Annotated in this window: 8 protein-coding genes; 3 read left to right on the top strand and 5 right to left on the bottom strand. The window is 49.1% G+C overall.

What is annotated here, in order from left to right; genetic code table 11:
• Positions 1 to 310: 310 nt before the first annotated feature.
• Positions 311 to 2,107 carry a phosphogluconate dehydratase gene (edd, locus tag R7M72_RS08255; RefSeq protein WP_115385639.1) on the bottom strand — a complete coding sequence of 599 codons (1,797 nt, stop codon included), beginning with the start codon at positions 2,105 to 2,107 and terminating at the stop codon, positions 311 to 313.
• A complete protein-coding gene (locus R7M72_RS08250; protein ID WP_315956745.1) occupies positions 2,107 to 2,631 on the bottom strand; it encodes a gluconokinase in 525 nt (174 codons plus the stop codon). The genes edd and R7M72_RS08250 overlap by 1 nt, the downstream gene beginning before the upstream one ends.
• Before the next feature lie 153 nt (positions 2,632 to 2,784).
• On the opposite strand from R7M72_RS08250, the gene R7M72_RS08245 reads away from it, so the two are divergent.
• A complete protein-coding gene (locus R7M72_RS08245; RefSeq protein WP_225466426.1) occupies positions 2,785 to 4,161 on the top strand; it encodes a GntP family permease in 1,377 nt (458 codons plus the stop codon).
• 9 nt (positions 4,162 to 4,170) lie between these two features.
• Positions 4,171 to 4,782, top strand: a complete 612-nt coding sequence (locus R7M72_RS08240; protein WP_005394384.1) for a bifunctional 4-hydroxy-2-oxoglutarate aldolase/2-dehydro-3-deoxy-phosphogluconate aldolase — start codon at positions 4,171 to 4,173, stop codon at positions 4,780 to 4,782.
• Between the two features lie 105 nt (positions 4,783 to 4,887).
• Here the strand turns inward: R7M72_RS08240 and xapA are convergent, their stop codons facing one another.
• Positions 4,888 to 5,712: a xanthosine phosphorylase gene (xapA, locus tag R7M72_RS08235; RefSeq protein WP_005379149.1), complete on the bottom strand. Its 825-nt coding sequence runs from the start codon at positions 5,710 to 5,712 to the stop codon at positions 4,888 to 4,890.
• 120 nt (positions 5,713 to 5,832) lie between these two features.
• Between xapA and R7M72_RS08230 the strand changes: the two genes are divergently transcribed.
• On the top strand, positions 5,833 to 6,738 hold the full coding sequence (locus R7M72_RS08230) for a LysR family transcriptional regulator (RefSeq protein ID WP_005379156.1): 906 nt from the start codon (positions 5,833 to 5,835) through the stop codon (positions 6,736 to 6,738).
• An 81-nt stretch (positions 6,739 to 6,819) separates the two neighbouring features.
• On the opposite strand, the gene gorA is transcribed toward R7M72_RS08230, so the two are convergent.
• Both gorA and R7M72_RS08220 read right to left on the bottom strand, forming a co-directional pair.
• Positions 6,820 to 8,175, bottom strand: a complete 1,356-nt coding sequence (gorA, locus tag R7M72_RS08225; RefSeq protein WP_005379157.1) for a glutathione-disulfide reductase — start codon at positions 8,173 to 8,175, stop codon at positions 6,820 to 6,822.
• A 259-nt stretch (positions 8,176 to 8,434) separates the two neighbouring features.
• Positions 8,435 to 9,274: a 23S rRNA (adenine(2030)-N(6))-methyltransferase RlmJ gene (locus tag R7M72_RS08220; protein ID WP_115386381.1), complete on the bottom strand. Its 840-nt coding sequence runs from the start codon at positions 9,272 to 9,274 to the stop codon at positions 8,435 to 8,437.
• Positions 9,275 to 9,646: the final 372 nt, after the last annotated feature.

Genomic DNA, 9,646 nt, shown 5'->3' with positions numbered 1-9,646 from the left:
GACGAGTGTGATTCAGAATCTACCAACAAAAAGTGCTGTGGCAGAGGTGTTTTCTCTGACTTCACAGCACGTTGATATTAGATTCCTGATCTCGCCTAGGCTCGTCGGAGTGACGGATTCATTCGTTTTTAGAAAGAATAGAGGCCAATCCTAAAGCTCGTCATTCTGAAAAGCGAGGGACGAGTGTGATTCAGAATCTACCAACAAAAAGTGCTGTGGCAGAGGTGTTTTCTCTGACTTCACAGCACGTTGATAGTAGATTCCTGATCTTGCTTAGTCTCGTCGGAATGACGAGGTCTTTCTTCTCGCCTTAAACAATAAAGCTTGCGCCTTCTTCTGCACTCGATACGTTTTGGCGGATCACGCTAAACAAGCCTCGTCCCCAAGTTTGTTGGGTCGATTCGGTATCGAAATGAATCAACTCGCGACCAGTGGTGTCGCTTAAGTTGTTCAGTTCGCCCGTTTGGCAATCCAGACGAATCAAATCGCCGTTGCGCACCAAACCAATCGAGCCACCACGAATGGCTTCTGGAGAAACATGAATCGCAGACGGAATTTTACCGGATGCGCCAGATAAACGACCGTCAGTAACTAGCGCCACTTTAAAGCCCGCTTTCTGCACGTTGCCGAGGATTGGCATCAGTTTATGCAGTTCAGGCATGCCGTTTGCCGCTGGGCCGTTGTGTGTGACCACAACGATGCAGTCTTTGTTCAGCTCGCCACGTTTGTAAGCGGCTTCCACTTCGTGTTGGCATTGGAATACGATCGCTGGTGCCACAATCACGCGTTGCTCTTCTTTCACCGCAGACACTTTCACCACGGCTTTGCCCAAGTTACCGTGAAGTACGCGAGTGCCGCCGGTGTTTTGGAAAGTGGCGTCTGGTTTGGCGATCACGTCACCGTCTTGGCTGCCTTGGCACGGCCTCCAAGTCAGTTGGCCATCGACAAGGCTCGGCAGCGTCATTTGGTCTTCAAATTCACCAAACACGGGTTTCACATCGCGATGCAAAAGCTCGGATTGGTTCAAGCGGTGCAATAACGCGGGCACGCCCCCCGCGTCTTGGAACGCGTTCATATCGGCTGGGCCGTTCGGGTAAACGCGAGCTAACAAAGGAACCACATCCGACAGATCGCTGATGTCTTGCCACGTGAGCAAGATGCCAGCAGCACGCGCCACGGCGATCATATGAATGGTGTGATTGGTACTGCCGCCAGATGCGAGTAGAGCGATGATGCCGTTGACCAAGCTCTTTTCTGTGACCACTTCTGCCAACGGACGGAAGTGTGCAGAACCCGCCGTCATTGAGGCGATTTTCAGAGCCGCGTGATCGGTTAACGCTTTACGCAGTTGGGTATGGGGATGGATGAATGCCGAACCTGGCAGCATCAAGCCCATGGCTTCGAACACCAACTGGTTGGTGTTGGCTGTGCCGTAAAACGTACACGTCCCCGCAGAGTGGTAAGCGCGACACTCCATATCCAGCAGAGCGTCTTTGCCGACTTCACCCGCTGCGTATTTTTGGCGCACGTCGACTTTCTCTTCATTGCTGATGCCTGTTGCCATCAGACCCGCTGGTACAAACGCAGTCGGTAGATGCGCGTAAGACAGCGCGCCCATCAGTTGCCCCGGGGCGATTTTGTCACAGATACCAAGCAGTAATGTGGCATCAAAGACATTGTGACTCAAAGACAACGCCGTTGATTGCGCAATTAAGTCACGTGAAAACAGCGACATATCCATGCCTGCTTGACCTTGAGTCACCCCATCGCACATCGCTGGCACACAACCTGCGACTTGCGCCGTATGGCCGTAGTCCGCCAGCACTTGTTTGATTTGCACTGGGTAATCTTGGTACGGCTGGTGGGCGCTCAACATGTCGTTGTAGGCGCTGATCAGCGCGACATTGGCATGAGTAAAATCGAGAATATTTTTCTTTTCAGAAGAGCAAGAAGCGGCGACTGCATGGGCTAAGTTACCACAAGATAAACCAACGCGGCCTTTGCCCGCTTCGGCTTGCACTTCGGTGCGAGTAAGAAAGGCAGCGCGCGCTTCACGGCTGCGCTCGGTCAAACGTTGTGTGACCTCAAGAACAACAGAGTGAGTCATTACGCCACCTCGTTCGCTTGCATTTTGATTAGCTCAGCGGCAGAGCGTTCCACCACGTCGCTGATGTCTCCGTCGATACTGATGATCAGAGTTTGAGGCTCGTTGTCTGGGCGCTCTAGTGTCTCGAATTGGCTCTTCACCATGTTTTCTTTCATGAAGTGGCCTTTGCGCATACGCATGCGATTCAGGATCAACTCCATATCGCCATCAAGAAACAGGAAGGTCACGTTGTTGTTACCTTCGCGGATCTGATCGCGGTAAATCTTTTTCAGTGCTGAACAGACAATAATGCCGTGTTCGTTTTTGCTTTCTAGGCTGTACGCCGCATCACGAATGCGTTCTAGCCATGGCTTGCGATCATCATCGTTCAGAGGCTGGCCCGATGCCATTTTCTGAATGTTCGCTCGTGGATGAAGATCATCACCATCAATGAATTTACGCCCTAGCTTTTTCGCTAGATGCTCACCAATTGTGCTTTTACCACTAGCACAAACGCCCATAACGATGACACTACTACCAGCCATAACTTATCCTCATAACCAAATTTGCGCGTGATCTCAATTTTTGAATTCACTTTAAAATATGGGTTTATCTTATTCATGTTATCGGTAACATGTTACCGGTAACTGAAATAAATGTGAACCATAACACAAACAATAATTCTTAAAGGTGAACCTATGGAGCAATTAACCCAAGCCCCAGATCCTACGTTCCTACTGACGATTGCAGGCCTTGCCATTGCAGCGTTACTCGTTCTTATCATTAAACTGAAAGTCCATGCTTTTGCTTCCCTTACTATGGTGAGTTTAGGTACGGCAATCGCCACTGGCGTTCCTTCAGAGAAAGTCGTATCGACCATGATGGGTGGGTTCGGCGGTACTCTGGCTTCCGTGGCATTGCTGGTTGGTCTTGGTGCGATGATCGGTAAAATTCTTGAAGTGACTGGCGGTGCGAAAGTGCTGGCAGACACTTTGATTGGTCGCTTTGGTAAAGAGCGCGCACCATTTGCTTTGGGCGTCGCTTCATTACTGTTTGGCTTCCCAATCTTCTTCGATGCTGGCCTTGTAGTGATGATGCCTATCATCCTAAGTGTGGCGGCTCGTTTTGGTGGCTCACCAATTAAATACGCGTTGCCAGCAGCCGGTGCTTTTGCGGTTATGCACGCGTTTGTTCCACCACATCCAGGTCCGGTTGCAGCGGCAGAATTCCTTGGCGCAAACATCGGTCTGTTATTGGTGGTGGGTATTCTGGTGGCTATTCCAACTTGGTACCTTGGCGCTTACCTATTTGGTTTGTACGCGGGCAAAAAATTCGATATCCCACTATCTAAAGCCTTCTTTAATGGCGAAGCGATGGTGGATGAGCGCAACGCACCAAAATTTGGCACGGTTATGACCATCCTTGTGCTGCCAGTCCTGCTAATCTGTTTGGATACGGTATTGAACACACTGGCGGTTGCGGGTGTGATTGATGGCAAAACGGCACTGGTTGAGTTCCTACGCATGCTAGGTAAAACCCCAGTTGCGTTGCTGATCACTTTGATTGTCTGTCTGGCTATGTTTGCCAAAGACTACGGCATGGCAAAACTAGAAAAATTATGTGGTGAGTCATTGGCTCCTATCTGTGGTGTTATCCTAGTCACGGGTGCAGGTGGCATGTTTGGCGGCGTACTGCGCTCAAGCGGTATTGGTGATGCACTGGCTGACGTTCTTACAGACACAGGTATGCCTGTGATTGTGGCGGCGTTTGTGATTTCAACCTGTCTGCGTGTTGCTCAAGGCTCAGCAACCGTAGCGCTAACCACCACGGCGGCTCTTATCGCGCCGGTTGTGGCAGCATCAACAGGTTTGAGTGAACTCGACCTTTGCTTTATCGTAATCGCGATTGCGGGTGGTGCAACGGTACTGTCTCACTTCAATGACTCTGGTTTCTGGTTGGTATCTCGTCTCCTTGAGATGGATGAGAAAACCACATTAAAAACTTGGACGGTAATGGAAACGTTACTTGGCGGTATCGCGTTTATTATCGTCGCAACATTAAGCTTTATTCTTTAGAGGTTCCCCATGACAACACTTGAACAACGATTAAGAGAAATCAAAATCGTCCCAGTTATCGCAATCAACGACGTAGCACACGCTCTGCCACTGGCAAAAGTGTTGGTAGAAAACGGTTTACCATGTGCGGAAGTGACATTCCGCACCGAAGCTGCGGCGGAGTCGATTCGCATCATGCGTGAAGCGTACCCAGAATTGTTGATTGGCGCGGGCACCGTTCTGACCACAGAACAAGTGGATATCGCAATCGAAGCGGGTGTGGACTTTATCGTTAGCCCAGGCTTCAACCCAACCACAGTGAAATACTGTCAGCAACGTGGCGTGACTATCGTACCGGGTGTAAACAACCCAAGCTTGGTTGAGCAAGCGATGGAAATGGGTCTGCGTACGTTGAAGTTCTTCCCTGCTGAGCCATCAGGCGGCGTAAACATGTTGAAAGCACTCACGGCGGTTTACCCAGTTGAATTCATGCCAACAGGTGGCGTAAGCCCATCCAACGTGGAAGATTACCTAGCGCTGAAATCGGTTGTAGCTTGTGGCGGTACTTGGATGGTGCCAACCGCAATGATGGACAACGGCGATTGGGAAGGCATTGCTGAATTGGTTCGCGCAGTTAAGTAAAACGCACAAACGGCTCCGAAATGCCCCCGAACGTTAGAAAACGTGATACGAAAAAGGGTCATCAAGTTACTTGATGACCCTTTTGCTTTTGGGAATGAAACGGTTTTAGAAGTGATGCTTCATAAAGCGCTTAATAAAGCGAATGAAATCTGCTTCGGCTAGCTTCGCGCACTTCAATGTTTGGGCGTGAGACAATTCTACATCTCCCAAGCCTTCTGCCATGTTGGTGATCGCACACACTGCCAATACGGGTAAGCCGCAATGCGCCGCAGAAATCACTTCTGGCACGACCGACATGCCCACCACATCACCACCGATGATTTGCATCATGCGGATTTCGGCTGCGGTCTCAAAGTTGGGGCCTGTGTAAGAGACAAACACGCCTTCATTGAGGTGAATACCATTGGCTTTGCCAACTTCAAACGCTTCTGCGCGCAGGTCTTTGTCGTACGCATTGGCGAGGCTGAAGAACCTCGGGCCGTACTCTTCATCATTCGGACCGATCATTGGCGATTCAGGCATGGTATTGATGTGATCATGAAATACCACTAGAGAGCCGACATCAATACGCTCAGGGCGAAGTGAACCTGCCGCGTTGGTGACGAGCAAAAACTCACAGCCCAGCTTTTTAAAGGTGCGTACTGGTGTTGTCATGACCTTCATTGAGCCGTGTTCGTAGTAGTGACCGCGACCTTTCATGCACACTACGTCTACGCCGCCCATGGTGCCAAGTACCAACTCACCAGAGTGGCCTTGCACGGTGCTAACCGGAAAGCCTTCGAGCTCTTCGTATGGAATGACCACTTTGTCTTGTAGCTCGTCTGCCAATACGCCTAAGCCAGAGCCTAAAATAAACGCCGCTTTAGGTTGGAAGTTTGGTTTGCGTTCGCGAATGGTTTGTAGTGCGCCGATTACTGGATCGTGATTCATGTTAGTCACCTTCTGGTTGTGTGTTGATTCCATTGTGTGACTTTCTGCGCTGGTTATCTTTGCTTTATTCGCTACTATCATCCTTAAAAAGAGGATGATGAAATTCGCTAGGACTCAATTATGAAGTCAGAACCATTTGAGCGCGTGACGCTGAAGATGCTGCGTTACTTTTACGAGGTCGCACAAACCAAGCATTTCACTAAGGCGGCCGAGAACCTCAATATCACCAATTCGCCGTTGAGCAATCGCATCAAAGAGTTGGAAGAAGTGCTTAACGTCAAACTGTTTGAGCGTGATTCAAGAAACGTCATGCTAACGGAGGCCGGACGATTGTTGGAGTCCAAATGCCAACTGATTTTTCAAACCTTGGATGTCTCGCTCAATCAAGTGCAGCAAGTGGGGTTGAACCAGAGAAATATCCTGCGAGTTGGTGTGGTAAGTAGCGCATTTTGGGGCGGATTTGATCGTTTGTTACAGCGCTTCCATGCTGAGCATGACACTTATCACGCCGACATTTTTGACCTTAACCCAGAGACGCAAAAGAAGCATCTGAGCGAGAAGAAAATCGATGTGGGCATCGTGCGTTTTGCCGATGCACTCAACATTTATCCGTACCAGTCGGTGTCTTTGGGCAAAGATGTGTTTGTGGTAGCAGTGTCGGAGCAACATGAGTTAGCCAGCAAATCTTTGCTGCGGCTCCAAGATTTAAAGACGTGTGAGTTTGCGTTTATGAGTTTGGCGAATTCTGCCTCGGCAAACTTCATCATCAATGCCTGTCTGCAAGAAGGCTTTTCACCCCATATTGGCAAACAAGTGGTGGAGCCAAGCACCTTGATGGCGTATGTAGCAAACAGCAATACCGTGACGTTGGTGCCGTCGACGTTTTCTCAGCATCATTGGCATGGGATTCGTTTTATCAAGCTGAAAGAATCACTGCGTGCAGACTTATGCCTGATTCATGACGGTAAGCAGGAGAGTGCTATTAAAGCCGAGTTTATTCGCACGTTATTGGAGAATGCGAGTTAAGCATGGGCAAACAAAAAAAGGTCATCCTAAGATGACCTTTTCAAATGATTCGCTGAAATCAGCAATGCGATTAGCGCGCAATTAACGCATCGTTACGAACTCTTCAGAGCCCGTTGGGTGGATAGCCACAACAGAGTCGAAGTCTGCTTTGGTTGCGCCCATCTTCATTGCTACGCCGAAGCCTTGGATCATTTCATCTACCGTGAAACCGATGCCGTGCAGACCAACAACCGTTTCTTCTTCGCCCGCACATACAAGCTTCATCTTACATGGTTGACGGTGCTTAGTAACGGCGGTGTACATTGCAGTAAAGCCAGATGTGTAGACTTTGATGTTGTCTTTGCCGTACTTCTCTTCTGCTTCTTGCGTTGTTAGACCGATAGTGCCGATTGGTGGGTGGCTAAATACCACAGTTGGTACCAAATCGTAGTCCATCTTCGCGTTTGGTTTGTTGTTGAAAAGACGCTCAGAAAGTTGACGACCCGCTTTCACTGCTACTGGTGTTAGTTCGATACCGCCTTCCATGATGTCACCCACACAGTAGATGCCTTTCACGTTAGTTTCTTGGTATTCGTCTACCTTGATGTAGCCTTTTTCGTTCGTTGCCACGCCGGTTGACGCTAGGTTGATTGCGTCTGTCGCTGGGTGACGACCGATTGCCCAAATCAGTTGGTCAACGTTTTGGCTTTCACCGTTTTCTAGGTGCAGAGTTAGGCTGCCATCGGCTTCTTTTACCACTTCTTTTGGTACAGAGTGGGTGTGCAGTTTTGGACCTTCTGCGTCCATCACTTCAACCAATGTATCGATGATCATTGGATCGAAGCTACGCAGTGGTGACTCTTTACGTACGAACAGGTGCGTTTCTGTACCTAGCGCGTGCAGTACGCCAGCAATTTCAACTGCGATGTAGCCAGCGCCCACAACCGCAACGCGTTTTGGTTGCTCTGCTAGGTCGAAGAAGCCGTTTGAGTCGATGCCGTATTCAGCGCCTGGAATGTTTGGAATAGTAGGACGACCACCAACCGCGATCAGGATGTGATCTGCTGTGTAGTGTTCACCGTTTACTTCGACAGTTTTTTCGTCAACAAACTTAGCAAAGCCTTTAATCACGTTTACTTTATTGTTGCCTAGAACGCGATCGTAAGATTGGTGAATACGACCGATGTATGCCTGACGGCTCTCAACCAGTTTGCTCCAGTCGAAACCTTTCACGTCGACATCAAAACCGTAATCTTCTGCGTACAGGTTCATCGCTTCTGCGATTTGCGCGCCATGCCACATCACTTTTTTCGGTACACAACCTACGTTTACACAGGTACCGCCAAGGTCTTGAGCTTCGATTAGCGCAACTTTCGCGCCGTACATCGCCGCACGGTTTGCAGATGCGATGCCGCCACTGCCGCCACCGATACAGATATAGTCAAAATGAGTCGCCATTACTTTCTCCAAGAGCTTATAAATTTTATCTGGTACATAGATAGATTGGGATGACCTTGCCCGAACTCAATGCCACCGTTATCCCACTATCATAAATCGAATTCGACTAATTCCTAAATGGGAAAAAGCGACAATACTTATGACAAATAGCGATGAGAGGCACAAAAAGAAGAATAAGCACGATTGGAGGGAGAAGGTGAGAGCATAAAAAAGCGCAACGAGAATATCGTTGCGCTTGAAGATATCAGTACTGAAGTGCTTACTCTGGCACAATCCAGTCCACTTTCCAGTGGCCAGTTGCTGGTGCGATCGCGTCTTGCAGGAATGGCAGAATCTCTTTCATCTGGCTTTCCAGTTTCCACGGTGGGTTAATCACAATCATGCCGGATGCCGTCATGCCGCGCTCGTTGGTATCGGGTGCGACACCCAATTCGATTTGCAGAATCTTACGAATGCCGAGGCTCTCTAGACCTTCAATCATGTCTTCGATGTCGTGACGGTTTACCACTGGGTACCAAATCGCGTAGATACCGGTTGCCCAACGTTTATGGCTCTGATGAATCGCTCGCACCACATCGCGGTACTCTTTCGCGAGTTCGTATGGTGGGTCAATCAGCACCAAACCACGACGCTCTTGTGGCGGTAAGCTTGCTTTGAGGCGTTGGAACCCGTCCTCTTTGAAGATGCTCACTTGGCGATCACGATGGAATTCTTGCTCTAACAATGGGTGATCGGCCGGGTGCAACTCGGTCAGCACCATGCGATCTTGTGGGCGGATTTGCGCGCGCGCCACACGTGGTGAGCCTGGGTAGTAACGCAGCTTCTCGCCGTTGTTGAGCACTTTAATGGCATCGATGTAGCTTTTGATGTCTTCAGGAATGCTTGGGTTATCCCAAATACGTGCGATGCCTTGTTTGTATTCGCCCGTTTTTTCAGACCATTCGTGAGTCAGATCGTAACGGCCCACACCCGAGTGGGTATCGTGATAAACGAATGGCTTATCTTTTTGTTTCAGCGCATCAAGAATGAGGCTTTGAACGATGTGTTTGACCACGTCGGCATGGTTGCCAGCGTGGAAGCTGTGGCGGTAACTTAACAAATTAAACTCTCGAAACACTCTTTGGCTGAGTGTGGTCTGTGATTTTCACTCTATGGCGGTATTATACTCAAGTAACTTAAAGATGTAGAACTTCCAATCAAATCTGTTCCTCTGATAAGGGGACGCTATTGAAATTTCTTTAAGTCACCCACACTTACTATTGGTAATCGAATTGAACTAGGTGAGTTTCTCGCACTCAAAAGGGTGTGAAATTTCATTTAGGTATAACAAGACTCAAGGACAGAGTAGCGCTGGTTGACTATATGATGGTCATCGCGGCATAGAGAAAGGGAACGGAGCTCCCCCAATCCATGTTGCTGGCTCGTCTGTACATTGAGTTGGCCTATCTACACAAAATAGACAGGCAATCAC

The sequence above is a fragment of the Vibrio sp. YT-18 genome (assembly GCF_033337345.1).
GTDB classification, from domain to species: domain Bacteria; phylum Pseudomonadota; class Gammaproteobacteria; order Enterobacterales; family Vibrionaceae; genus Vibrio; species Vibrio alginolyticus.
This window is presented reverse-complemented; position numbering and strand designations above follow the sequence as displayed.